General features: G+C 50.2%; 19 protein-coding genes and 3 pseudogenes. 15 read left to right on the top strand and 7 right to left on the bottom strand.

Annotated elements, in window-relative coordinates; all coding sequences use genetic code 11:
* Positions 1-271 (bottom strand): annotated as a pseudogene (locus tag ACUU1M_RS05780) (macrolide transporter subunit MacA); the annotation flags it as partial.
* 150 nt (positions 272-421) lie between these two features.
* Between ACUU1M_RS05780 and ACUU1M_RS05775 the strand changes: the two are divergent.
* Positions 422-1,378 carry a VirK/YbjX family protein gene (locus tag ACUU1M_RS05775; RefSeq protein WP_005078849.1) on the top strand — a complete coding sequence of 319 codons (957 nt, stop codon included), beginning with the start codon at positions 422-424 and terminating at the stop codon, positions 1,376-1,378.
* On the opposite strand, the gene ACUU1M_RS05770 is transcribed toward ACUU1M_RS05775, so the two are convergent.
* A complete protein-coding gene (locus ACUU1M_RS05770; protein ID WP_000599806.1) occupies positions 1,375-3,033 on the bottom strand; it encodes an ATP-dependent endonuclease in 1,659 nt (552 codons plus the stop codon). The two genes, ACUU1M_RS05775 and ACUU1M_RS05770, sit on opposite strands and share 4 nt — an antisense overlap.
* Positions 3,034-3,457: 424 nt before the next feature.
* Here ACUU1M_RS05770 and aqpZ point away from each other — a divergent pair.
* The 8 genes and pseudogenes from aqpZ (at position 3,458) to ACUU1M_RS05730 (ending at position 13,650) form a co-directional block, all read left to right on the top strand.
* Positions 3,458-4,153, top strand: a pseudogene (aqpZ, locus tag ACUU1M_RS05765) (aquaporin Z).
* Positions 4,154-4,531: 378 nt separating this feature from the next.
* Entirely contained in the window at positions 4,532-5,431 is a 900-nt protein-coding gene (lysO, locus tag ACUU1M_RS05760) for an L-lysine exporter LysO (protein ID WP_000491142.1), read from the top strand.
* A gap of 143 nt (positions 5,432-5,574) precedes the next feature.
* Positions 5,575-7,227, top strand: coding sequence for a hydroxylamine reductase (hcp, locus tag ACUU1M_RS05755; RefSeq protein WP_000458817.1), 1,653 nt, complete (start codon positions 5,575-5,577; stop codon positions 7,225-7,227).
* An 11-nt stretch (positions 7,228-7,238) separates the two neighbouring features.
* On the top strand, positions 7,239-8,207 hold the full coding sequence (gene hcr, locus ACUU1M_RS05750; RefSeq protein WP_000178655.1) for an NADH oxidoreductase: 969 nt from the start codon (positions 7,239-7,241) through the stop codon (positions 8,205-8,207).
* Positions 8,208-8,339: 132 nt separating this feature from the next.
* Positions 8,340-10,059, top strand: a pseudogene (poxB, locus tag ACUU1M_RS05745) (ubiquinone-dependent pyruvate dehydrogenase).
* A 36-nt stretch (positions 10,060-10,095) separates the two neighbouring features.
* Positions 10,096-11,097 (top strand): low-specificity L-threonine aldolase, encoded by a 1,002-nt coding sequence (gene ltaE, locus ACUU1M_RS05740; RefSeq protein ID WP_000566372.1) that lies wholly within the window; start codon positions 10,096-10,098, stop codon positions 11,095-11,097.
* 10 nt (positions 11,098-11,107) lie between these two features.
* A complete protein-coding gene (locus ACUU1M_RS05735; protein ID WP_001136548.1) occupies positions 11,108-12,538 on the top strand; it encodes an SDR family oxidoreductase in 1,431 nt (476 codons plus the stop codon).
* 98 nt (positions 12,539-12,636) lie between these two features.
* A complete protein-coding gene (locus ACUU1M_RS05730) occupies positions 12,637-13,650 on the top strand; it encodes an NAD-dependent epimerase/dehydratase family protein (protein ID WP_005073987.1) in 1,014 nt (337 codons plus the stop codon).
* Here the strand turns inward: ACUU1M_RS05730 and amiD are convergent.
* From amiD to ACUU1M_RS05715, 3 genes are all read right to left on the bottom strand, one after another.
* Positions 13,647-14,477, bottom strand: coding sequence for an N-acetylmuramoyl-L-alanine amidase AmiD (amiD, locus tag ACUU1M_RS05725; protein ID WP_001255158.1), 831 nt, complete (start codon positions 14,475-14,477; stop codon positions 13,647-13,649). The genes ACUU1M_RS05730 and amiD overlap by 4 nt on opposite strands.
* Positions 14,474-14,797 (bottom strand): heavy metal-binding domain-containing protein, encoded by a 324-nt coding sequence (locus tag ACUU1M_RS05720; RefSeq protein ID WP_001160737.1) that lies wholly within the window; start codon positions 14,795-14,797, stop codon positions 14,474-14,476. Before ACUU1M_RS05720 ends, amiD begins: the two co-directional genes overlap by 4 nt.
* A 210-nt stretch (positions 14,798-15,007) precedes the next feature.
* Positions 15,008-16,777, bottom strand: coding sequence for a pentapeptide repeat-containing protein (locus ACUU1M_RS05715; protein WP_005073990.1), 1,770 nt, complete (start codon positions 16,775-16,777; stop codon positions 15,008-15,010).
* Positions 16,778-17,425: 648 nt separating this feature from the next.
* Between ACUU1M_RS05715 and ACUU1M_RS05710 the strand changes: the two genes are divergently transcribed.
* The 6 genes from ACUU1M_RS05710 to artJ all read left to right on the top strand — a co-directional run bounded on the left by ACUU1M_RS05710 (position 17,426) and on the right by artJ (position 22,051).
* On the top strand, positions 17,426-17,941 hold the full coding sequence (locus ACUU1M_RS05710) for a lipoprotein (RefSeq protein WP_001270662.1): 516 nt from the start codon (positions 17,426-17,428) through the stop codon (positions 17,939-17,941).
* 217 nt (positions 17,942-18,158) lie between these two features.
* Entirely contained in the window at positions 18,159-18,887 is a 729-nt protein-coding gene (gene artP, locus ACUU1M_RS05705; protein ID WP_000027215.1) for an arginine ABC transporter ATP-binding protein ArtP, read from the top strand.
* Positions 18,888-18,904: 17 nt separating this feature from the next.
* Entirely contained in the window at positions 18,905-19,636 is a 732-nt protein-coding gene (artI, locus tag ACUU1M_RS05700) for an arginine ABC transporter substrate-binding protein ArtI (protein ID WP_000756575.1), read from the top strand.
* Positions 19,637-19,642: 6 nt separating this feature from the next.
* Entirely contained in the window at positions 19,643-20,359 is a 717-nt protein-coding gene (artQ, locus tag ACUU1M_RS05695) for an arginine ABC transporter permease ArtQ (RefSeq protein ID WP_001001691.1), read from the top strand.
* Positions 20,359-21,027: an arginine ABC transporter permease ArtM gene (gene artM, locus ACUU1M_RS05690; RefSeq protein WP_000464491.1), complete on the top strand. Its 669-nt coding sequence runs from the start codon at positions 20,359-20,361 to the stop codon at positions 21,025-21,027. Before artQ ends, artM begins: the two co-directional genes overlap by 1 nt.
* Before the next feature lie 292 nt (positions 21,028-21,319).
* A complete protein-coding gene (artJ, locus tag ACUU1M_RS05685) occupies positions 21,320-22,051 on the top strand; it encodes an arginine ABC transporter substrate-binding protein ArtJ (RefSeq protein WP_001295905.1) in 732 nt (243 codons plus the stop codon).
* A gap of 174 nt (positions 22,052-22,225) precedes the next feature.
* Here the strand turns inward: artJ and rlmC are convergent, their stop codons facing one another.
* Entirely contained in the window at positions 22,226-23,353 is a 1,128-nt protein-coding gene (gene rlmC / locus ACUU1M_RS05680) for a 23S rRNA (uracil(747)-C(5))-methyltransferase RlmC (protein WP_001149748.1), read from the bottom strand.
* Between the two features lie 40 nt (positions 23,354-23,393).
* Positions 23,394-23,882, bottom strand: coding sequence for a YbjO family protein (locus tag ACUU1M_RS05675; protein WP_000389260.1), 489 nt, complete (start codon positions 23,880-23,882; stop codon positions 23,394-23,396).
* Positions 23,883-23,889 lie beyond the last annotated feature (7 nt).

The raw sequence follows: 23,889 nt of genomic DNA, 5'->3' as shown, positions 1-23,889 counted from the left end.
TCCCTAAAAGCTGGTCTTTTTTTACTTTATCGCCAATCGCCACCGACAGCGTTTTCAACTGACCGCTGACCTGCGCGCCCACGTCAACCTTACGCAGCGCGTCCAGCTTTCCGGTCGCCAGCACGCTTTGCTGTAAATCACCGGGGCGCACAATCAGTGTCTGATAAGTCGGCACGGGTGCGTTAAGAATTCTCCATAACGTAATCAGTCCGGCGATGACTATCACCAGCGCAATAACGTAACGCTTCTTCACGGTTTTCCGCTTTTTCATAAATATTCTGAATACTCCATATGCCAATCCGGGTCATTAACTTCAACGAAATATCAACAAAACCCTAAAATTTACGTTAGTAATCACACTATTGATGTTTGGTTAAGATACGCAATGGTAAAATCGACGTCATGTATAACCATTGATTTCATGAATATGTCGCAGCTAACTGAACGGACCTTTACGCCATCTGAATCTCTCAGCAGCCTGTCACTTTTTCTTAGTCTGGCACGTGGACAGTGTCGGCCGGGTAAATTCTGGCATCGCTGTAGTTTTCGCCAGAAATTTTTGCTGCGCTCGTTGATTATGCCGCGTTTAAGCGTTGAGTGGATGAACGAACTTTCCCACTGGCCTAATCTCAATGTGTTGTTAACGCGCCAGCCGCGACTGCCTGTGCGTCTGCATCGCCCTTACCTTGCGGCGAATCTTAGCCGTAAGCAATTGCTGGAGGCGTTACGTTACCATTATGCGTTACTCCGCGGGTGTATGTCGGCGGAAGAATTCAGCTTATATTTGAATACCCCCGGGCTGCAACTGGCTAAACTGGAAGGCAAAAACGGTGAGCAGTTCACGCTTGAGCTGACCATGATGATCTCAATGGATAAAGAAGGTGACAGCACAATCCTGTTCCGCAACAGCGGAGGTATTCCTCTGGCAGAGATCACGTTTACCCTGTGTGAATATCAGGGGAAAAGAACGATGTTTATTGGCGGACTGCAAGGCGCAAAATGGGAAATTCCACATCAGGAAATCCAGAATGCGACGAAAGCCTGCCACGGGCTATTTCCCAAACGCCTCGTGATGGAAGCGGCCTGTCTGTTTGCCCAACGTTTGCAGGTAGAGCAGATTATTGCCGTCAGCAATGAAACGCATATTTACCGCAGCCTGCGTTATCGCGATAAAGAAGGCAAGATCCATGCTGATTACAACGCGTTCTGGGAGTCGGTTGGCGGCGTATGTGATGCTGAACGCCATTACCGCCTTCCAGCACAGATAGCACGAAAAGAGATTGCCGAAATCGCCAGTAAAAAACGGGCTGAATACCGTCGGCGCTATGAGATGCTCGACGCTATTCAGCCACAAATGGCCACGATGTTTCGCGGTTAATCCGCGCGACCGCGCGCCAGCCACAGCACGCGTGAGAACATTTTTTTCAGCAGCGTTGGTACGGAGTCCACACCACGACGTCCTGCCTCCATTGCCACTTCAATGGCAAGATCGGGTTTGGAAGAGCGATGGATCGCTTTCGAGATAATTTTGCGTAGATTCATCGGTACATTTTCCGGGATTTGCGCCACGCGGTGGAACACATCGGAAAATCCCTGGCGATACATAAAATGTTCCATATCCAGCGCCGGTAACGCCGTTAAATGTTCTCGTTCGGCTTCCCGATCGTTATTCAACAGGCTGCGTACCGTAGCGGCATATTTCTTCCCTGCTTCATCGCCATCGACCAGTACATGCCATTCAATCCCCATTCGGCGGGCAAATTTAACCAGTGGCTTTAGCCCGGACTGGGCAAACTCAATGACCTTGATCCCTTCGGCATCAAAATGATGTCCGCACTGACGCGCCAGTTCATTGATAACCCAGGTTTCCGTTTCCCCTTCCACCAGCAACCAGCAGCGAGCAAACAGCGATGACGGACGATTAAAACGAATGTGAAAAGAGATGCGGCGGCTGTCTTCGGTGCTCAAGCCACTTGGCCCCAGACGCCAGGCGGCAACACGAGAAGATTCACGCACCAGGCGGCAAACATGTTCCACTGGAGTTAACGAAAGCAGCTCGCCAGAGTTGGTGGTAGCAATACGCTGTAAAGGCAAAAGATTCAACAGATGCCAGGCAACGGAAAGCATAATCGGATGCAGGCGGGTTTCTGGATCTTCAATTAGCAATAACGGACGCGCGTCTTTATCCAGTCGCAATGTGCCTTTTGCCTGCAATAAAGTAGCAAACAGGCCGAGCAAAATAACCCGATACGAGCGCCCTCCAGGTCGGTCAATCATCCGGTTGATGATGTCCAGATAGCGCCAGCTTCGTTGCTCATTGCTGGCCCGCCGCCGCATTAAACGATATCGCGCCTGTCCAGCCCCCTGCTCAGAGAAATAATGCTCAAGCAACTGCACCATTGCGGAAAGTCCCTGACGAATCTGTCCATCAGAGAGATTTTGCGGATGTGAGGACAACTCACGGGCGAGGAAATCGAGCTGGCGCGCGGTGACTTCCACATTGGGGACATTTGGCACCGTGCCGTTACGAATACGGCGCATAAAACGGGCATCACGCAAGCGCAGCACCGGCATTAAACGCACCAGATGGCGTGCCTGATCGTTAATATCCTCAACATCAATCGGATGTCCGTCTTTATCGAGAAAACTGCGCAGTGTCATCACGCTGCCGTCTTCCGCACTCTCCCCTTCCAGGCGATAAAAAATACGGTGATAGCCATCGGTGCATGGCGTCCAGCACGCTTCCAGCGGCCGATAACGGCGAACCCGATGTCGGCCTGGCAGCGATTCGCGGAAGGTCAAAATAATATGCAGATGATGTTCTCGCCCGTTGATATCTCCCGGCGGGAACCAGAAATCGTCGCGCTCAAAATGGTAGAGATCTGATTCTGGCGATAGCAGCAGGGTTAAGGCGTCCAGCAAGCTGGATTTACCCCACGCGTTCTCCCCAATCAGGACGTTGTTTTGTTCGAGCATCAACGACAAACGGTTGATACCGCGAAAACCCACAATTTCAACGCGCTCAAGAATCATATCCCCTCCAGAAATATGTGACTTATCCTTTACGCTGGCAGTATAACGGGAAAGGCCTTGCTAATACGTGATGACATCACATTTAAGCATGGCAATTGTCTGAAAAATGAGCGAATAATCGCGTTATACTCCCTCTTGCTGATAAGCCCGCAAAAACAACAAAATCAAATAATTAGCATGATAAATTATTTTTTATTACGCCTAAAGGATTAAATCTTTTGCTTGCACTACACTGTCAATCAGACAAATGACTATATGGGGCAACCCGCTGTTGCCCTAAATCAAATTTACTGGATTTATTTATCTGGTGAATGACTCGCCTTCGTTTTTAAAATAGCCGCGCATTATTTCCGTCGTCATTTTTTACGACGACCCTATAAAACGACCATATTTTTCACAGGGTCAATTTTTAATTGAGGTGGATATGTTCAGAAAATTAGCAGCTGAATGTTTTGGTACTTTCTAGCTTGTTTTTGGTGGCTGTGGTAGTGCTGTACTGGCCGCAGGCTTCCCGGAATTAGGCATTGGTTTTGCCGGCGTGGCGCTGGCATTTGGTTTGACCGTTCTGACGATGGCCTTCGCTGTTGGTCATATTTCTGGTGGTCATTTTAACCCGGCGGTCACTATTGGTTTATGGGCTGGCGGACGTTTTCCGGCAAAAGAAGTCGTTGGCTACGTAATTGCCCAGGTTGTCGGCGGTATTGTTGCAGCGGCGCTGCTGTATTTAATTGCCAGTGGTAAAACGGGTTTTGACGCGGCAGCCAGCGGTTTTGCTTCTAACGGTTATGGCGAGCATTCACCAGGCGGTTATTCCATGCTTTCCGCGCTGGTAGTTGAACTGGTATTGAGTGCGGGCTTCCTGTTAGTGATCCACGGTGCAACCGACAAATTCGCTCCGGCAGGTTTTGCGCCGATCGCTATTGGTCTGGCCTTAACCCTGATTCACTTAATCAGTATTCCGGTGACTAACACTTCTGTTAACCCGGCGCGCAGCACCGCGGTTGCTATCTTCCAGGGCGGCTGGGCATTAGAACAACTGTGGTTCTTCTGGGTGGTGCCAATTGTCGGCGGCATTATCGGTGGTCTGATTTACCGGACTCTGCTGGAAAAGCGTGATTAATTAGCAAGCGTTCCCCGAAGGCCGGGGCAGCCCACATGGATGTGGGCTGAGGGCGCGTCTTACAGGACGTTACCTCGCGCCCGACCCGGTTGCCGAAGGGGATAAGCTGAAGGTACCGCGCAGCGGCGATTTTGTTCGCCAGAGCCCGGGGGGGCAGGGGGCGGCGGCGACTGGCTGCCCCCTGCGCGCTCCCTCCGCCAGTGGCTTTATATGGCATTGCACATGAAAGGAGCGCAACAATGCTAAACACTCAGATAGGATTAAAAATCCCCCTCTGATGCATAACATTTCCTTTTAATTGCAACTTTACTCGTCCTTCCGCTTTCAGTAGTGTGTCATCGCGCATTTCGACTTCTTCTTTGCAAGGGCTGGATTTTCATGTTTTCTGGGCTGTTAATCATTCTGGTTCCCCTGATTGTGGGTTACCTCATTCCGCTTCGCCAACAAGCTGCGTTAAAAGTTATTAATCAGCTATTAAGCTGGATGGTTTACCTTATTCTCTTTTTTATGGGTATCAGTCTGGCGTTTCTCGATAACCTCGCCAGTAACCTGTTGGCGATTCTGCATTATTCTGCCGTCAGTATTACCGTTATTTTACTGTGTAATATTGCCGCCCTGATGTGGCTGGAGCGAGGCCTGCCGTGGCGCAACCACCATCAGCAAGAAAAACTCCCGTCGCGTATTGCGATGGCGCTGGAGTCGCTAAAACTGTGCGGCGTAGTAGTGATTGGTTTTGCCATTGGTCTGAGTGGACTGGCTTTCTTACAACACGCGACCGAAGCCAGTGAATACACGTTAATTTTGCTACTTTTCCTCGTTGGTATTCAGTTGCGCAATAATGGCATGACCTTAAAGCAGATTGTCCTTAATCGCCGGGGAATGATTGTCGCCGTGGTGGTGGTTGTCAGTTCATTAATTGGTGGTTTAATTAACGCCTTTATTCTTGATCTCCCCATCAATACCGCGCTGGCAATGGCCTCCGGTTTCGGCTGGTATTCTCTTTCCGGTATTTTATTGACCGAATCTTTTGGTCCGGTAATCGGGAGCGCGGCGTTTTTTAATGATCTGGCCCGTGAACTGATTGCTATTATGTTGATCCCTGGGCTGATTCGCCGCAGCCGCTCTACTGCACTGGGCTTATGCGGTGCCACATCAATGGATTTCACCCTGCCCGTTCTTCAACGTACTGGCGGGCTGGATATGGTCCCGGCGGCAATTGTTCACGGTTTTATTCTTAGCCTGTTAGTGCCGATCCTCATCGCCTTTTTCTCTGCGTAATACCTCTCTGGCGGTAGATCCCTGCAGCCAAAATTGCGCTAAATCAATCTCCCTTAAAGTTGCATGAAAAATCCCTTTTATCCCCGCGTTAAGCGTCTTAACCTTAAACATGTATATTAAATATAACTTTAAAAGGTGTGATCATGTTTTGTGTGCAATGTGAACAAACTATCCGTACTCCGGCAGGAAACGGCTGCTCATACGCGCAGGGGATGTGTGGTAAAACGGCGGAAACTTCTGACCTTCAGGATTTACTCATCGCGGCGCTGCAAGGGCTTTCTGCCTGGGCGGTAAAAGCGCGTGAATACGGCATCATCAACCACGATGTTGACAGCTTCGCGCCACGTGCCTTTTTCTCAACCCTGACCAACGTTAACTTCGATTCTCCGCGTATTGTCGGCTACGCTCGTGAAGCGATTGCCTTGCGCGAGGCGCTGAAAGCACAATGCCTGGCTGTAGATGCCAACGCGCGCGTCGATAACCCGATGGCTGACCTGCAACTGGTGAGCGATGATCTCGGCGAGCTGCAACGTCAGGCAGCAGAATTTACCCCTAACAAAGATAAAGCGGCGATTGGCGAAAACATTCTCGGCCTGCGTCTGCTGTGCCTGTATGGCCTGAAAGGTGCGGCGGCCTATATGGAACACGCGCATGTTCTCGGTCAATACGACAACGATATTTATGCCCAGTACCATAAAATCATGGCGTGGCTGGGGACCTGGCCTGCCGATATGAACGCGCTTCTTGAGTGTTCAATGGAAATCGGCCAGATGAACTTCAAAGTGATGAGCATTCTGGATGCAGGCGAAACCGGTAAATACGGTCACCCGACGCCAACCCAGGTCAACGTCAAAGCGACGGCGGGTAAATGCATTCTGATTTCCGGTCACGATCTCAAAGATCTCTACAACCTGCTGGAACAGACCGAAGGCACGGGCGTTAATGTCTACACCCACGGCGAAATGCTGCCTGCGCATGGCTACCCGGAGCTGCGTAAATTCAAGCATCTGGTCGGTAACTACGGCAGCGGCTGGCAGAATCAGCAAGTGGAGTTCGCTCGTTTCCCTGGCCCCATCGTGATGACCTCGAACTGCATCATCGACCCAACCGTAGGCGCTTATGACGATCGTATCTGGACCCGCAGCATCGTTGGCTGGCCTGGCGTGCGTCATCTGGATGGCGAAGATTTCTCTGCGGTCATCGCCCAGGCGCAACAAATGGCGGGCTTCCCGTACAGCGAAATTCCTCACCTGATCACCGTGGGCTTTGGTCGCCAGACGCTGCTTGGTGCAGCCGATACGCTGATTGATCTGGTTAGCCGTGAAAAACTGCGTCATATCTTCCTGCTTGGTGGCTGTGACGGCGCACGCGGCGAGCGCCACTACTTCACCGATTTCGCCACCAGCGTGCCGGATGACTGCCTGATCCTGACCCTCGCCTGTGGTAAATATCGCTTTAACAAACTTGAGTTTGGCGATATCGAAGGTCTGCCGCGTCTGGTAGATGCAGGTCAATGTAACGATGCTTACTCAGCAATTATTCTGGCTGTCACTCTGGCAGAGAAACTGGGCTGTGGTGTGAACGATCTGCCGCTGTCGCTGGTGCTCTCCTGGTTTGAACAGAAAGCGATTGTCATTCTGCTGACGCTGCTTTCTCTGGGCGTGAAAAATATCGTCACCGGCCCGACTGCACCTGGTTTCCTGACACCAGACCTGCTGGCGGTGCTGAACGAGAAATTCGGCCTGCGTTCTATCACCACTGTTGAAGAAGACATGAAGCAACTGTTGAGCGCGTAAGGAGTTTGTCGATGACGATGCCAACGAATCAATGCCCGTGGCGGATGCAGGTTCATCACATTACGCAAGAAACGCCGGATGTGTGGACGATTTCCCTGATTTGCCACGATCACTACCCATATCGCGCCGGGCAATATGCACTGGTCAGCGTGCGAAACTCAGCGGAAACGCTGCGTGCTTACACCATTTCCTCCACGCCAGGCGTGAGTGAATATATCACCCTGACCGTGCGGCGGATTGATGACGGTGTCGGCTCCCAGTGGCTGACGCGCGATGTAAAACGCGGTGATTATCTCTGGCTTTCGGACGCGATGGGGGAATTTACCTGCGACGATAAAGCAGAAGATAAATTCCTGTTGCTGGCGGCAGGCTGCGGCGTCACGCCGATTATGTCGATGCGTCGCTGGCTTGCGAAGAACCGTCCACAGGCCGATGTGCGGGTGATCTACAACGTGCGTACGCCGCAGGATGTTATTTTCGCCGATGAGTGGCGTAACTATCCGGTAACGCTGGTGGCAGAAAATAACGTTACCGAAGGCTTTATCGCTGGTCGTCTCACTCGCGAACTGCTGGCAGATGTACCTGACTTAGCTTCACGTACCGTGATGACCTGCGGCCCGGCTCCGTATATGGATTGGGTAGAGCAGGAAGTGAAAGCGCTCGGCGTGACGCGTTTCTTTAAAGAGAAATTCTTCACCCCAGTAGCAGAAGCGGCGACCAGCGGTCTGAAATTCACCAAACTGCAACCGGCACGAGAATTTTACGCCCCGGTTGGCACCACGCTACTGGAGGCGCTGGAAAGCAATAACGTTCCGGTTGTCGCTGCCTGCCGTGCGGGTGTTTGCGGCTGCTGTAAGACAAAAGTGGTTTCCGGTGAATATACGGTGAGCAGTACAATGACGCTGACCGACGCCGAAATCGCTGAAGGTTACGTACTGGCCTGCTCCTGCCATCCGCAGGGGGATTTGGTTCTCGCATAATCGCCTTATGCCCGATGATATTCCTTTCATCGGGCTATTTAACCGTTAGTGCCTCCTTTCTCTCCCATCCCTTCCCCCTCCGTCAGATGAACTAAACTTGTTACCGTTATCACATTCAGGAGATGGAGAACCATGAAACAAACGGTTGCAGCTTATATCCGCCAAAACACTCGAATCGGCAGGCGTGAAACGTATCTGGGGAGTCACGGGCGACTCTCTGAACGGTCTTAGCGACAGTCTTAATCGCATGGGCACCATCGAGTGGATGTCCACCCGCCATGAAGAAGTGGCGGCGTTTGCCGCTGGCGCTGAAGCACAACTTTCAGGAGAACTGGCGGTCTGTGCCGGATCGTGCGGCCCAGGCAACCTGCACTTGATCAACGGCCTATTCGATTGCCACCGCAATAACGTTCCGGTACTGGCGATTGCCGCTCATATTCCCTCCAGCGAAATTGGCAGCGGCTATTTCCAGGAAACCCACCCACAAGAGCTATTCCGCGAATGTAGTCACTATTGCGAGCTGGTTTCCAGCCCGGAGCAGATCCCACAAGTGCTGGCAATTGCTATGCGCAAAGCGGTGCTTAACCGTGGCGTTTCCGTTGTTGTGTTACCGGGCGACGTGGCGTTAAAACCTACGCCAGAAGGGGCAACCACGCACTGGTATCATGCGCCACAGCCAGTCGTGACGCCGGAAGAAGAAGAGTTACGCAAACTGGCGCAACTGCTGCGTTATTCCAGCAATATCGCCCTGATGTGTGGCAGCGGCTGCGCGGGGACGCATAAAGAGTTAGTTGAGTTTGCCGGGAAAATTAAAGCACCTATTGTTCATGCCCTACGCGGTAAAGAGCATGTCGAATACGATAATCCGTATGATGTTGGAATGACCGGGTTAATCGGATTCTCGTCAGGTTTCCATACCATGATGAACGCCGACACGTTAGTGCTACTCGGTACTCAGTTCCCCTACCGTGCGTTCTACCCGACCGATGCCAAAATTATTCAGATTGATATCAATCCAGCCAGCATCGGCGCGCATAGCAAGGTAGATATGGCGCTGGTCGGCGATATCAAATCAACCCTGCGCGCATTGCTGCCACTGGTGGAAGAAAAAACCGATCGCAAGTTTCTGGATAAAGCGCTGGAAGATTACCGCGATGCCCGCAAAGGGCTGGACGATTTAGCTAAACCGAGCGAGAAAGCCATTCACCCGCAATATCTGGCGCAGCAAATTAGTCATTTTGCCGCCGATGACGCCATCTTTACCTGTGACGTCGGCACGCCAACGGTATGGGCGGCACGTTATCTGAAAATGAACGGCAAGCGTCGCCTGTTAGGTTCGTTTAACCACGGTTCGATGGCTAACGCCATGCCGCAGGCGTTGGGTGCGCAGGCAACCGGGCCGGAACGTCAGGTGGTCGCCATGTGCGGCGATGGCGGTTTTAGCATGTTGATGGGCGATTTCCTCTCAGTAGTGCAGATGAAACTGCCGGTGAAAATTATCGTCTTTAATAACAGCGTGCTGGGCTTTGTGGCGATGGAGATGAAGGCCGGAGGTTACCTGACAGACGGTACTGAGCTGCACGACACCAACTTTGCCCGCATTGCCGAAGCGTGCGGCATTACGGGTATCCGTGTAGAAAAAGCCTCTGAAGTTGATGAAGCCCTGCAACGCGCCTTCTCTATCGACGGTCCGGTGTTGGTGGATGTGGTGGTCGCCAAAGAAGAATTAGCCATTCCACCGCAGATCAAACTCGAACAGGCCAAAGGTTTTAGCCTGTATATGTTGCGCGCAATTATCAGCGGACGCGGCGATGAAGTGATCGAACTGGCGAAAACGAACTGGCTAAGGTAAAAAGGGTGGCATTTCCCGTCATAATAAGGACATGCCATGATTGATTTACGCAGTGATACCGTTACCCGACCGAGCCGCGCCATGCTCGAAGCGATGATGGCCGCCCCGGTTGGGGACGACGTTTACGGAGACGACCCTACCGTTAATGCTCTGCAGGACTATGCAGCAGAGCTTTCCGGTAAAGAAGCCGCCATTTTTCTGCCTACCGGCACTCAGGCCAACCTGGTCGCTCTGCTCAGTCACTGCGAACGTGGCGAAGAGTATATTGTCGGTCAGGCCGCGCATAACTATCTGTTTGAAGCCGGTGGCGCAGCGGTGCTGGGCAGTATTCAGCCGCAACCCATCGACGCGGCTGCCGACGGCACGCTACCGCTGGATAAAGTGGCGATGAAAATCAAACCCGACGATATCCATTTCGCCCGCACCAAATTACTCAGTCTGGAAAACACCCACAACGGCAAAGTGCTGCCGCGTGAATACCTGAAAGAAGCATGGGAATTTACCCGCGAGCGCAATCTGGCGCTGCATGTTGACGGTGCGCGCATCTTTAATGCCGTGGTGGCTTACGGCTGCGAACTGAAAGAGATCACGCAATATTGTGATTCGTTCACCATTTGCCTGTCGAAAGGTCTTGGGACGCCAGTCGGTTCATTACTTGTCGGTAATCGTGATTACATTAAACGTGCCATCCGCTGGCGGAAAATGGCCGGTGGCGGGATGCGTCAGTCCGGGATTCTGGCTGCCGCCGGGATGTATGCCCTGAAAAATAACGTCGCACGGTTGCAGGAAGATCACGACAACGCCGCCTGGATGGCGGAGCAACTGCGTGAAGCAGGCGCGGATGTGATGCGTCAGGACACTAATATGCTGTTTGTTCGCGTCGGGGAAGAAAATGCTGCCGCGTTAGGCGAATACATGAAAGCGAGAAACGTGCTGATTAACGCCTCGCCGATTGTCCGCCTGGTGACGCATCTTGACGTCTCGCGCGAACAACTGGCGGAAGTCGCCGCCCACTGGCGCGCATTCCTGGCGCGTTAAGGAGAGAGACGTGCCGCAACGCATTTTAGTTCTCGGTGCCAGTGGCTACATTGGTCAGCATCTGGTGCGCACACTCAGCCAGCAAGGGCATCAGATCCTGGCGGCGGCACGTCATGTCGACAGGCTTGCAAAGCTGCAACTGGCAAACGTCAGTTGCCATAAAGTCGATCTCAGCTGGCCGGATAACCTTCCGGCCCTGTTGCAGGATATCGATACCGTCTATTTTCTGGTGCACAGCATGGGCGAAGGCGGCGATTTTATCGCTCAGGAGCGCCAGGTGGCTCTCAACGTCCGCGATGCGCTACGTGAAGTACCAGTTAAGCAATTAATCTTTCTCAGTTCGTTGCAGGCCCCGCCACATGAGCAGTCGGATCATCTGCGTGCTCGTCAGGCTACGGCGGACATTCTTCGTGAAGCGAATGTACCAGTGACCGAACTTCGGGCCGGAATTATCGTTGGCGCAGGTTCAGCGGCGTTCGAAGTCATGCGCGATATGGTCTACAACCTGCCAGTGTTAACGCCGCCACGCTGGGTACGTTCACGCACCACGCCCATCGCGCTGGAAAACTTGCTGCACTATCTGGTGGCGCTGTTAGACCATCCAGCCAACGAACACCGCATCTTCGAAGCCGCCGGACCAGAGGTGCTCAGTTATCAGCAACAGTTTGAACATTTTATGGCGGTGAGCGGTAAGCGCCGCTGGTTGATCCCCATCCCCCTCCCCACCCGCTGGATTTCGGTGTGGTTTCTCAATGTGATTACTTCCGTACCGCCCACCACCGCCAGGGCGTTGATTCAGGGGCTGAAACACGATCTGCTGGCAGATGATACCGCGCTACGTGCACTCATCCCACAACGGCTGATCGCTTTCGATGACGCGGTACGTAGCACGTTGAAAGAGGAAGAAAAACTGGTCAACTCCAGCGACTGGGGCTACGACGCTCAGGCCTTTGCCCGCTGGCGACCGGAGTACGGTTATTTCGCCAAACAGGCGGGGTTTACCGTTAAAACGTCCGCCAGCCTTGCGGCTTTATGGCTGGTGGTGAACCAAATCGGCGGTAAAGAGCGTTATTTCTTTGGCAATATTTTGTGGCAGACACGGGCGTTGATGGACCGCGCGATCGGTCATAATCTGGCGAAAGGCCGCCCGGAGCGCGAATATTTACAGACCGGCGATGCGGTGGATAGCTGGAAAGTGATTGTCGTTGAACCGAAAAAGCAACTTACGTTGTTATTTGGCATGAAAGCGCCGGGGCTGGGACGACTGTGTTTTACCCTGGAAGATAAAGGTGACTATCGTACTATCGATGTCCGCGCTTTCTGGCATCCGCACGGTATGCCGGGGCTGTTTTACTGGTTATTGATGATCCCCGCGCATCTGTTTATTTTTCGCGGAATGGCAAAACAAATCGCCAGACTGGCAGAACAAAGCACAGATTAATCGACAAAACCTGCGTTATTCTTTCATGTTTCCCATTGCATCATGGGGGAAATCACGGAAGAATGCGCACGTCATTTTCTCAACAACAGTGGATTGATATGAAGGTACTGGTTACCGGCGCCACCAGCGGCTTAGGTCGAAACGCGGTAGAGTTTTTATGCCAGAAAGGCATCAGCGTGCGTGCGAGCGGTCGCAACGAAGCAATGGGTAAATTGCTGGAAAAAATGGGCGCAGAGTTTGTTCCGACGGATCTGACCGAGCTGGTTTCATCACAAGCTAAAGTGATGCTCGCGGGCATTGATACGCTGTGGCACTGCTCCAGCTTTACCTCACCCTGGGGGACACAACAAGCTTTCGATCTGGCTAACGTTCGCGCCACTCGCCGCCTGGGTGAATGGGCTGTCGCCTGGGGTGTGCGTAACTTTATTCATATCTCTTCCCCCTCCCTGTACTTCGATTATCACCACCATCGCGATATTAAAGAAGATTTTCGCCCTCACCGCTTCGCCAACGAGTTTGCCCGCAGCAAAGCAGGCAGCGAAGAAGTGATCAATATGCTTTCGCAGGCGAATCCACAAACGCGCTTTACTATTCTGCGCCCACAAAGTCTGTTCGGACCGCACGATAAAGTCTTTATTCCCCGTCTGGCGCATATGATGCACCACTACGGCAGTATTCTGTTACCGCATGGCGGCAGTGCGCTGGTCGATATGACCTACTATGAAAATGCCGTGCACGCAATGTGGCTGGCAAGCCAGGAAGCCTGCGATAAGCTACCTTCCGGGCGTGTGTACAACATCACCAACGGCGAGCATCGCACACTGCGCAGCATCGTGCAGAAGCTGATCGACGAGTTGAATATTGACTGTCGTATTCGTTCCGTCCCTTACCCGATGCTGGATATGATCGCCCGCAGCATGGCGCGTTTAGGCCGCAAGTCAGCAAAAGAGCCGCCGCTGACCCACTACGGCGTCTCCAAGTTGAATTTTGACTTTACGCTGGATATTACGCGTGCGCAGGAAGAGTTAGGTTATCAGCCGGTCATCACCCTGGATGAAGGCATCGAGAAAACTGCCGCCTGGCTACGCGACCACGGAAAACTGCCGCGCTAATCCTGCCCGTATTTCTCCAGCAATGCTTCGGCAATCGCCTGAGTTTCTGCATCCGCTTCGCCGTTATATAACGTCGGGCGGAAATGCATCTGGAATGCCATAATCACGCGCCGCTGCTCGCGCGGTGTCATATCAGGTTTTACGTCATAACCGTAGCGCGCCAAAAGCTCCAGCAATGACGCGGTATCTACCGGTGTGTGCGGCGCGCGCCCGGCAAGGTAAAAGTTCACCCGCTGCGCATCCGGCCAGGCACCAATCCCCTGCTGCGCCAGTTGCTGCCAGGGAAATAATGGCCCCGGATCGTCTTTGCGCTGCGGTGCGATATCCGCATGTGCCACTACGTTTTCCGGCTTGATGTGATAACGGGCAATAATATCTTTCGCCAGCGGAATAAGCGCCTGAATCTGTGCCTGTTCAAACGGGGCAAAATATTTCACTCCGGATGATTTTTGCCAGCCACGGTTTTCCAGCTCAATGCCAATAGAGGTGTCGTTAAGGCGCGTTGCCCCGCGCCAGGCGCTAATCCCCGCATGCCAGGCCAGTTCTTGTTCCGGCACCAGTTGCCAGATGCGCGGTTTACCGTTGTATCGCGGTGGCACCGCAGGGATCAGATAATGCGAGCTGACCTGCTTATCAGTCAGTGTCGCCAGCGAGCTATCAAAATCATCTGCGGTGTAGTGGATCACCAGCACTTTAATGCGCGGATACGCCGCCTGCGCCTGGTGTCGGGTATCAAGCTGATATCCCTCTTTCTCGACAATGCCTTTTTCGCCTGCACACCCTGCCAGTAACAGAGCGGCAGCGACCAGCCAGAAGACTCTTCTCATCGACGCGTTTTCACCGCCGTACCGCTGACGCTAACCATCAGCATACTGCCGTTTTGCCCGACCGTTTCGTAGTCGATATCAATACCAACTACGGCATCGGCCCCCAGCGCCCGCGCCTGGGAGCCTAATTCCTCAAAGGCGATCTCCCGTGCTTTACGCAGTTCTTTTTCATACGCACCGGAACGTCCGCCAACGATATCGCGGATACCGGCAAAGAAATCACGGAAAATATTGGCACCTAAAATCGCTTCGCCGGTCACCACACCGCAATATTCAACGATGGTCTGGCCTTCCAGAGTTGGGGTTGTAGAAAATTGCATGATCGATCTCCTTGTTTGTTAAGCCTTCGATCTCTAAAGCATTATCGGACTGATATGCCATGTTGGGAAGAAGGTTTTGATCAGTTTAGGAAATCATCTCATTGTGTCAAAAACACCCACTTAAGTCTTTACGATTATCCGTTGCATAACCCGATATTGGTTTCATTATAGGGTACCGCTTACCTGTCTTATTATGTTGCACCAACAACATTAATGAGCGGAAAGAGGCAACTTATATTGTAAATGACTCCTAAAGTCTTCCCCATCTTGTGACTGAGGTCTATAACGCTGGATTGCTTTTTGGTCAGCCGCCGCAAAACAAGAAAGTAATAAGATCTCAATGCTTTTGTCATTAATATAAGCGAAGATCATTCTTGCAAACTCGTATATAAACGCCCGATCCTGAGCGCTTAATAGTTTAATACAATATTTATTTTTAAGAGAGCAAATAATTTCAAGGAAAGCATCCGCAGCAACCTTCACGTTATTCCCGGCGTTCATATTATATATATCCCTTGCACAGATAGAGTACAGAGATAGTAAACAGCCATACAAATAATCACTTATTAATTCTTTTGTCCATTTTACAGGCAACCAGGGTTTTATCTTGACACCATGCATACTACATTCATGAAAAAGACATTTGCTGAGATTAACTCTTATCATATCAACATTGAAAAAATTGCAGTTAATAAATTTTAAAGAATGAGTATTTACGTTATTAATTTTAACAGTTCTAAACGAAATATTTTTGAATGCACTGTTTATTACATTGCTATTTGTTATTTTAACATCACCTAAACTGCCGTTTTCAAAACAACATTTTTTCAATATGCTTTCATTCACAACAGTGTGTGATAAATAGAGATTACTTATGTTTTGCTTTATTAATGCCACGTCATTAAAATGACTATATTTAATGAAACAACCATCATTGAGTAGTGTTTTAAGATTGACTAAATTACTTGCATCTTCACGTACCATCGTGGCAACTGGAACAGGCAGAGACATGAAAACTTCTTCATTCACCATCAAGTGAATCATGCATTGCGTTCCCTTTGTCATATCCACACTTACGCTACAAATATCGTGGTAATGCGAAGAGTGCATTTCAGGAAACAGATTAAACACGGTATCTTGAAAGGCACTAAATCGTGTTAATAAATTCTGATAATGAACAGGTTTTGTTTCAAAATTATCATCAGCAAATCCAAGCACTATTGCATGCTCTACATCTAACGCAGTTTCAAATGACTCTTCTTCTGTAAAATCATTATTTAAAACCTCACCTGACGTATTATCACTGTCATAAAAAGTGCTCATCAATGCGATATTGTTTGTTACAGCGTCTTTATCGATATTCTCACTAATAGCATATCGCCTGCTATAATCATAAAAATGAATAAATGCGTCCTTTATAAAGGATATATATTGTTCTTTGTTAAAGTCAATACGACTGTATAACTTTTCAAAAATCACATTCGCAATCTTACTACCAATGGTATACCTGTATAATAATGGGTGCGATTCAATCGTAAAATACTTATCTAATTGTTCTTGTAATTTATTCTCATAGTCCAGTGGGAAAAGAAACTGTTGTCTTTCAAGTTTTCCATTCGATACATTACGTATTCCAATAGAGATTCTTTCATTACCCGCTTTTATTTCAACTTCGTTATCTTCTGATTTACCCAGATATTTTTTAACATCAATCTCGAAAGCATTGCTAAAAAATGTATTAAATTGGTAATTCGCTGATGGAATATTTTCCGCGAGCAACACATCATTTTTTATGAGATCACTGTCAGCATTTATTGCTAATATCAGATGCAAGTAGATGGTATCCCATGTAGACAACTCACCCTTACGACTGGAATTTAATATCGCGAAAAATTCCCTCAGTGAATCCAGGAAATTATCACTTTGATTTAGTTGTGTGCCTGGAAATGATGATGCTTGATCAGATATATTGTTTATCATATTAAAAATCACCCAAGAAAAACGATAATCCACCGAACTCCTCGCGCTTTATAATTATAAAAGCACAACGCCTTTTGTATTCATATTAATTAACGAAATACTGAAGCAATTTAATTTATTCTTCACTCAAATTCATTAGCTTAAATTCTTTACCCACAATTGTAGCATAAATAATATTATCGAGAGTCAAAGCTGGGACTATCAAATTTCGCTCATTTTCAAAAATACAACGTAATTTTGGCAATCATCTTAATCGCAGGATCTCTTATCGCATGTGAAAAATTTTGTAATGATTAGACAATAACCGCATTCATTTATCACGCGTTATAAATGTGAAACTGGCTTCTTGCAGATGCTCTTAACCTCTACAGGAGGATTTATACCACCATGTCAGAACTATCATATTTACCTTAAATGATCATTTCAGCCATATAACACGCTCAACCTCACAAATGGTTTACACTGTCTATTGTTTGGGTAATTTAAGTAAGTCAGCTACGAGCAACCTTGAGTGGGTAGCCAGCAATGGACTCAAACCCAATCAGGTGTTCAGATTGTTTCAGAATTGTATTAAAAACAATGTATTAAATAATCTGATAGCGTTTGGTCGTAGTGTGACGCAGACAGCAAGCTAATAAGGAAATGATTATGCGCTACCGTTCACTATCTCTACTTATTCCATGTGCACTGCTGCTGAGTGCCTGTACCACCGTCACGCCAGCTTATAAAGATAACGGCCCCCGCACCGGTTCCTGTGTCCAGGGAGGGCCTGACAGTGTGGCTCAACAATTCTACGACTACCGCATTCAACATCGCAGCAATGACATTACCGCCCTGCGCCCCTATTTGAGTGACAAACTGGCAACCCAACTTAGCGATGCCAGCCGCGATAATAGTCATCGTGAATTGTTAAGCAGCGATCCGTTCTCCAGTCGAACCACCTTGCCAGACAGCGCCCACGTTGCCAGTGCATCGACTATCCCTAATCGTGATGCCCGTAACATTCCATTGCGGGTGGATCTCAAACAGGGTGACCAGGGCTGGCAGGATGAAGTGTTAATGATTCAGGAAGGCCAGTGTTGGGTCATCGACGATGTGCGCTACTTAGGCGGTAGCGTTCATGCCACGGCGGGTACGCTCCGTCAGTCCATCGAGAATCGCTAACGCCTTGATCAACCAATAAACCCCGTAAATTATCCGGCATTTCGTGAGGAATGCCGACATTTATGCTCACCGACCACCGCCCCCGTTATTTTGTGCTATGTTTATTGAATAATGCGCTTTGCTTTTAACTTTTAAAGCATAAATATTGCATAATTATTCTGTCAAAGGTACTATCTTCGACCTCAATAGCTATCAGACTGCCAGTATACGAGTGTCAATGAGTATTCAATTAAACGGCATTAATTGCTTCTACGGCGCGCATCAGGCGCTGTTCGATATCACGCTGGATTGCCCACAGGGCGAAACGCTGGTGTTACTTGGCCCCAGCGGCGCGGGTAAAAGCTCGCTGCTGCGTGTACTCAATCTGCTTGAGATGCCGCGCTCCGGTACGCTCAACATTGCAGGCAACTATTTCGATTTCACCAAAACACCCTCTGACAAAGCGATTCGCGATTTGCGTCGTAACGTTGGCATGGTGTTTCAGCAATACAACCTGTGGCCGCATCTGACCGTGCAGCAAAACCTGATTGAAGCGCCCTGCCGTGTACTGGGGTTGAGTAAAGATCAGGCGCTGGCCCGTGCAGAAAAACTGCTGGAACGTCTGCGTCTCAAACCTTATAGCGATCGTTACCCGCTGCATCTTTCTGGTGGTCAGCAGCAGCGTGTTGCTATTGCCCGTGCGTTGATGATGGAACCGCAGGTACTGCTGTTCGATGAACCGACCGCCGCACTGGACCCGGAAATTACGGCACAAATCGTCAGCATCATTCGTGAGCTGGCAGAAACGAATATTACCCAGGTGATCGTCACCCACGAAGTTGAAGTGGCGCGTAAAACCGCCAGCCGAGTGGTGTATATGGAAAATGGTCATATCGTAGAACAAGGCGACGCGAGCTGCTTTACCGAGCCGCAAACCGAAGCATTTAAAAACTATCTCTCTCACTAAGATTCGGGATAACAACAATGAAAAAAGTTCTGATTGCCGCGTTAATTGCAGGTTTTAGTCTTTCCGCCACAGCTGCCGAAACCATTCGTTTTGCTACCGAAGCCTCCTATCCTCCGTTTGAATCGATTGATGCAAACAACCAGATCGTTGGTTTTGACGTCGACCTGGCACAGGCACTGTGTAAAGAGATTGATGCAACCTGTACTTTCTCTAACCAGGCGTTTGACAGCCTGATCCCAAGCCTGAAATTCCGTCGCGTAGAAGCAGTGATGGCGGGCATGGATATCACTCCGGAGCGTGAAAAGCAGGTACTGTTTACCACCCCGTACTATGACAACTCTGCCCTGTTTGTGGGTCAGCAAGGCAAATACACCAGTGTTGATCAGCTGAAAGGCAAAAAAGTCGGCGTTCAGAACGGGACGACACACCAGAAGTTCATTATGGATAAGCACCCGGAAATCACCACCGTTCCGTATGACAGCTACCAGAACGCAAAACTGGATCTGCAAAACGGGCGTATCGACAGCGTATTTGGTGACACCGCAGTGGTCACTGAGTGGCTGAAAGATAACCCAAAACTGGCGGCAGTGGGCGATAAAGTGACCGATAAAGATTATTTCGGTACTGGCCTCGGCATCGCGGTACGTCAGGGCAACACTGAACTGCAGCAGAAACTCAACACTGCGCTGGAAAAAGTGAAGAAAGATGGCACTTACGAAACCATCTACAACAAATGGTTCCAGAAGTAATTCCTGATGAATGAATTTTTTCCTTTAGCAAGCGCCGCCGGGATGACCGTCGGCCTTGCCGTTTGTGCATTGATTGTCGGGCTGGCGCTGGCGATGTTCTTTGCGGTATGGGAGTCAGCGAAATGGCGTCCTGTCGCGTGGGCAGGTTCAGCGCTGGTAACCATTCTGCGTGGCCTGCCAGAAATTCTGGTAGTGCTGTTTATCTATTTTGGCTCCTCGCAGTTACTGCTGACGCTTTCGGATGGCTTCACTATCAATCTTGGGTTCGTGCAGATCCCGGTGCAGATGGACATTGAGAACTTCGACGTGAGTCCGTTCCTTTGTGGTGTCATCGCTCTGTCACTGCTGTATGCCGCCTATGCCTCGCAAACGCTGCGCGGCGCGTTGAAAGCTGTACCGGTGGGCCAGTGGGAATCTGGTCAGGCGCTGGGGCTGTCGAAATCGGCTATCTTTTTCCGTCTGGTGATGCCGCAGATGTGGCGTCATGCGCTGCCTGGCCTCGGTAACCAGTGGCTGGTGCTGCTGAAAGATACCGCGCTGGTCAGTTTGATTAGTGTGAATGATTTAATGTTACAAACCAAAAGCATTGCTACTCGTACCCAGGAACCATTTACCTGGTACATTGTGGCGGCGGCGATTTACCTGGTGATCACCCTGCTCAGTCAGTACATTCTCAAACGCATTGACCTGCGCGCGACACGTTTTGAGCGGAGGCCCAGCTAATGTTTGAGTATTTACCCGAGCTGATGAAAGGGCTGCACACCAGCCTGACGCTAACCGTTGCCTCGCTGATTGTGGCACTGATTCTGGCATTGATTTTTACCATCATCCTGACGCTGAAAACGCCGGTGCTGGTGTGGCTGGTGCGGGGTTATATCACGCTGTTTACCGGTACGCCGCTGCTGGTGCAGATCTTCCTGATTTATTACGGGCCGGGCCAGTTTCCTACGTTGCAGGAGTATCCGGCACTGTGGCATTTGTTGTCAGAACCGTGGTTATGTGCGCTGATTGCGTTATCGCTGAACAGTGCGGCGTATACCACGCAGCTGTTTTACGGTGCAATTCGTGCGATCCCAGAAGGTCAGTGGCAGTCCTGTAGCGCCCTGGGAATGAGCAAAAAAGATACGCTGGCGATCCTGCTGCCGTATGCCTTTAAACGCTCGCTCTCTTCTTATTCCAACGAAGTGGTGCTGGTGTTCAAAAGTACCTCTCTGGCTTACACCATTACGCTGATGGAAGTGATGGGATACAGCCAGTTGTTGTACGGACGCACCTACGATGTAATGGTGTTCGGTGCGGCAGGGATTATTTACCTGGTCGTCAACGGCCTGCTGACGCTAATGATGCGTCTGATCGAGCGCAAAGCACTGGCATTCGAACGGCGGAATTAATGTAGCTGCGTACATTCGCCGGGGGGGGTTTGTAGGTCTGATAAGACGCGCCAGCGTCGCATCAGACATCAGCACGGTGCCTGTGCCGGATGCGGCGTGGACGCCTTATCCGGCCTACATAGTGCATAAATTCTTATAATGAAGACGGACAACTCACTAAGTTATCCGTCTTTTTTTATTTCATTTAAATTATTTAATCATGTTTATTGCATATAAATTCACTTGGTGGCATTGTTATCCCATGCCGCAGACACGGCCAAAAATCATAAGATTGACAGACGGGAGTTCCATCATGAAAAAGTTAGTTCTTGCCGCTTTACTTGCTTCCTTTACTTTCGGTGCTTCTGCCGCAGAGAAAATCAATTTTGGCGTTTCAGCCACCTATCCACCCTTTGAATCTATAGGTGCTAATAATGAGATTGTCGGCTTTGATATCGATCTGGCAAAAGCCTTGTGCAAACAAATGCAGGCAGAATGTACTTTTACTAATCACGCGTTCGACAGCCTGATCCCGTCACTGAAATTCAGAAAATATGACGCCGTAATCTCCGGTATGGATATCACCCCGGAGCGTAGCAAGCAGGTTTCGTTTACCACACCCTACTATGAAAACTCAGCCGTCGTGATTGCCAAAAAAGATACCTACAAAACGTTTGCCGACCTGAAAGGCAAACGCATTGGGATGGAAAACGGTACGACGCACCAGAAATATATTCAGGATCAGCACCCGGAAGTGAAAACTGTCTCCTATGACAGTTATCAGAATGCCTTTATCGATCTGAAAAATGGTCGTATTGATGGGGTATTTGGTGACACCGCGGTGGTAAACGAATGGCTGAAAACCAATCCGCAACTGGGCGTTGCGACTGAAAAAGTGACCGATCCGCAATACTTCGGCACCGGCCTGGGTATCGCTGTACGTCCGGATAACAAAGCTCTGCTGGAAAAACTGAATAACGCGCTGGCAGCAATTAAAGCTGACGGTACATATCAGAAAATCAATGACCAGTGGTTTCCGCAGTAATTGAGACTGATGACAAAAGTAAGATTGCCTGATGCGCTGCGCTTATCCGGCCCACATCAACTCTGCAATATATTGATTTAGCATGATTTTGTAGGCCGGATAAGGCGTTCACGCCGCATCCGGCATGAACAAAGCGCACCTGATCAGCAATCTGAAGCCGCACCTGTGGCTTTTTTATTGCTTCACCAGCAGCGTCAACACTTCATAGTGCGCGGTGTGCGGGAACATATCAAAAAGCTGTACCCGTTCGATGCGGTAACCTGGCAGTTCGCGGATATCTTTCGCCATGGTTTGGGCGTTACAGCTGGAGTAGATAATAAAACGCGGTGCCATCGTTGAAAGATAATCACACAGCGGTTTACCAATGCCGCGGCGCGGCGGGTTAACCAGCACCAGCTCCGGCACCTCCCCCTGAGCAGTGGCAAACTGAGTGGAGTCCAGCGCCTGAAATTGTAAACGAGTTAAGCCCAGTTCAGCGGCTGACTGCTTTGCACAGGCAATGGCCTCTGGCGCAATTTCGATCCCGGTTAACTGCATGTCAGGCGTCGCGCAGTGTAAACCAAAGCCCCCCACACCGCAGAACAGATCCCACATATGTTTAACCGGCAGCTGTCGTACCCAGTCGCGCGCGGTGGCGTACAACTGGCTGGCGACCGCCGGATTAGTCTGGAAGAAACTTTGCGGACGGATCCACAGCGGTACGTCATTAAAACGCTCCGCCAGTGCCTGTTGTTCGGTCAGGTAGATCTCCGTCTCCCCTTCCATAATCGCCATATGTACCGGCTGAATATTGACGGTAATAACTTTCAGCTGCGGTAGTTGTTCGTGTAACCACGGCAGCGCCTTACGCAGTTGCGCCAGCTTGGTATCAGAACGCAGTACAAAGCGCAGCATCATGCCGCCATCACTCTGGCTTTCAGTCAGCAGAATGTATTTCAGTTCGCCACGCTTACGCGCCACGTTGTAGGGCGTTAACCCCGCTCGGGCGATAAACGGTTTTAGCGCCGCAAAAACGGGCGCAAATGAGGCTGGATAAAGCGGGCAGTCACAAAGGTCTTCCGGCGTGCCATCGCGATGCAGCATACCGAGCAGTGTTTTTTCAACGCTACCACTCACCACCATTTTGGCTTTATTACGAAACCCTTGTTCCGGGCCTGACACCGGCGCGCACCATTCCTCAACCGGAAAATCGGCGAGCAGATTTTTAAGATCGGCGGTTTTAGCGGAGAGTTGCTCTGGAATCGGCTGCGTTATCCACTGACAGGAACGACAGCGACCCGCGTCGTAAAGTGCGCACTGCATACATTGACCTTCACATCATCAGGGGCGACGATTATACACATTATTGCAACTGGAAGAACCGCCGACTGGTCGAGGGAACGAACAGCAGCATCAGGATGAGCATATCCGGCAGCTTCTGCAGCATCAGGCTATGGAAGATTTCACGTTTTGATTCACCGGGAATGCTGAACAGCTCCGGATAACCGTACCCCAGCGAAGCCGCCCACAAGTAACTTGCGGCGGTGATTTGTGTCAGCAGATATAGCCAGCGCGCCCAGCGACGCCCTTTCACCAGTGAAAACGCACACCAGATCTCAATGAAAACCAGCACCAGACTGCTTAAAAAGACCAGCGTTAAACTCCAGGTTTGTACGCTGCGATGAATGAACTCGCCAATACCGCGCACGCCCAGCGTATTGAAAATCATCAGCACGTCGAGGCCACGGATCATAATAATGGCGAGCGCCGCCACCTGCACCAGCGCAGGCACATTCAGGCGAGCATGAGATGAAGATGTTTTCTTAAAAAATCCCAACGTTTCGTCTTCCATGAAAACA

This window comes from Shigella sp. SIG6 (assembly GCF_053555815.1).
Note: the sequence above shows the minus strand (reverse complement) of the source record. Positions and strands in the feature narration are given on the sequence as shown.

Bases quoted from the DNA above. Each gene is read 5' to 3' on its own strand.
- ACUU1M_RS05775 (WP_005078849.1), top strand. From the start codon at position 422: ATGAATATGTCGCAGCTAACTGAACGGACCTTTACGCCATCTGAATCT.
- ACUU1M_RS05770 (WP_000599806.1), bottom strand. From the start codon at position 3,033: ATGATTCTTGAGCGCGTTGAAATTGTGGGTTTTCGCGGTATCAACCGT.
- lysO (WP_000491142.1), top strand. From the start codon at position 4,532: ATGTTTTCTGGGCTGTTAATCATTCTGGTTCCCCTGATTGTGGGTTAC.
- hcp (WP_000458817.1), top strand. From the start codon at position 5,575: ATGTTTTGTGTGCAATGTGAACAAACTATCCGTACTCCGGCAGGAAAC.
- hcr (WP_000178655.1), top strand. From the start codon at position 7,239: ATGACGATGCCAACGAATCAATGCCCGTGGCGGATGCAGGTTCATCAC.
- ltaE (WP_000566372.1), top strand. From the start codon at position 10,096: ATGATTGATTTACGCAGTGATACCGTTACCCGACCGAGCCGCGCCATG.
- ACUU1M_RS05730 (WP_005073987.1), top strand. From the start codon at position 12,637: ATGAAGGTACTGGTTACCGGCGCCACCAGCGGCTTAGGTCGAAACGCG.
- amiD (WP_001255158.1), bottom strand. From the start codon at position 14,477: ATGAGAAGAGTCTTCTGGCTGGTCGCTGCCGCTCTGTTACTGGCAGGG.
- ACUU1M_RS05720 (WP_001160737.1), bottom strand. From the start codon at position 14,797: ATGCAATTTTCTACAACCCCAACTCTGGAAGGCCAGACCATCGTTGAA.
- ACUU1M_RS05715 (WP_005073990.1), bottom strand. From the start codon at position 16,777: ATGATAAACAATATATCTGATCAAGCATCATCATTTCCAGGCACACAA.
- ACUU1M_RS05710 (WP_001270662.1), top strand. From the start codon at position 17,426: ATGCGCTACCGTTCACTATCTCTACTTATTCCATGTGCACTGCTGCTG.
- artP (WP_000027215.1), top strand. From the start codon at position 18,159: ATGAGTATTCAATTAAACGGCATTAATTGCTTCTACGGCGCGCATCAG.
- artI (WP_000756575.1), top strand. From the start codon at position 18,905: ATGAAAAAAGTTCTGATTGCCGCGTTAATTGCAGGTTTTAGTCTTTCC.
- artQ (WP_001001691.1), top strand. From the start codon at position 19,643: ATGAATGAATTTTTTCCTTTAGCAAGCGCCGCCGGGATGACCGTCGGC.
- artM (WP_000464491.1), top strand. From the start codon at position 20,359: ATGTTTGAGTATTTACCCGAGCTGATGAAAGGGCTGCACACCAGCCTG.
- artJ (WP_001295905.1), top strand. From the start codon at position 21,320: ATGAAAAAGTTAGTTCTTGCCGCTTTACTTGCTTCCTTTACTTTCGGT.
- rlmC (WP_001149748.1), bottom strand. From the start codon at position 23,353: ATGCAGTGCGCACTTTACGACGCGGGTCGCTGTCGTTCCTGTCAGTGG.
- ACUU1M_RS05675 (WP_000389260.1), bottom strand. From the start codon at position 23,882: ATGGAAGACGAAACGTTGGGATTTTTTAAGAAAACATCTTCATCTCAT.